This window comes from Bradyrhizobium sp. WSM4874, assembly GCF_055811835.1.
In genome coordinates this window covers 1-1,100 of sequence record NZ_JBVVPR010000156.1, presented here as the reverse complement: position 1 = coordinate 1,100, position 1,100 = coordinate 1, and the positions used below count along the sequence as shown (strand labels likewise).

At 65.5% G+C, this 1,100-nt stretch carries 1 protein-coding gene; it reads right to left on the bottom strand.

All coding sequences use genetic code 11. The features are described from left to right. Positions 1 to 146: 146 nt before the first annotated feature. Positions 147 to 1,100: ABC transporter substrate-binding protein (locus AC0L3P_RS39795; RefSeq protein ID WP_473309439.1), on the bottom strand; the 954-nt coding region annotated here is incomplete at its 5' end.

Sequence of the window (1,100 nt, the reverse complement as noted above, 5' to 3'; positions counted from 1 at the left end):
CCCCCCCCCCCCCCCCCCCCCCCCCCCCCCCCCCCCCCCCCCGGGGGTGCCCCACCCCCCGCCCGGCCCCAAAAATTGGGGGGGGCCCCGGGCCGCCCCCCCCCCCGACGGTGGTGTTTGCGGAAGTTGAGTGCCGGCCTCGGCCCTCACTCCGCCCCGATCGTCGTGAGATCCTGGAACCAGTGCTGCGCCTGCACGAACTGCTTGACCCTGGGCGACAGCGCGTGCGGATTGGTGTCGTGCACCACCCACACCAGCGTGGCGTCGTCGACGATCAGCGCGTGCGCCTGCGCCAGCAGCTCGTCCTGCTTGGTGCTGTTGAAGGTCTGCTTGGCCTCGTCGATCAGCGCGTCGACCTTCGGGTTCTTGTAGCCACCCCAGTTGACGCCGACCGGCGCGATCTGGCTCGAATGGAAGAAGCGGACGATGGCGTAGAGCGGGTCGGAGGTGACATAGGCGATGTTGTTGGCGGTGATGCCGGCGTTCATCTCGTCGGCCGCGCCCTTGCGCCAGTGCGTATAGAGTGTCTCGAGCTCGACGACCTTGAAATCAATGTCGATGCCGATCTCCTTGAAGCTCTGCTGCAAGAATTCGTTCATCGGCAGCGACAGCATCTGGCCGGTGCCGCCCTGTGCGATGATGAAGGTCGCCTTCAACGGCTTCGCCTTCGAGTAGCCGGTTTCCTCGACCAGCTTCTTCGCCGCGGCGACATCGTATTTCAGCTCGAAGCTCGGCTTGCCGAACCACGGGCTCGACGGATCGACCTGTCCCTTTGCGGGTTTTGCAAGCCCATTCATCAGGCCCACCACGGCCTCACGATCGATCGCGAGGTTCAGCGCCTTGCGCAGGCGGATGTCAGTCCAGGGCGAGCCCGGCAGCACGCTCAGATGATAATTCCAGACATGCGGCGTGACGTTGTCGACGAGCTTCATGCCGGCGGCCTTGAGCTGCGGCACGGCATCCGGCGCCGGCGTCTCGATCAGATCGACTTGCCCGGCGAGCAGCGCATTTGTGCGCGTCAGCGCTTCCGGCATCGGCAAGAGCACCATCTTGTCGACCTTGGGCACGCGGTCCTTGTTCCAGTAGCTCGCATTCTTGAC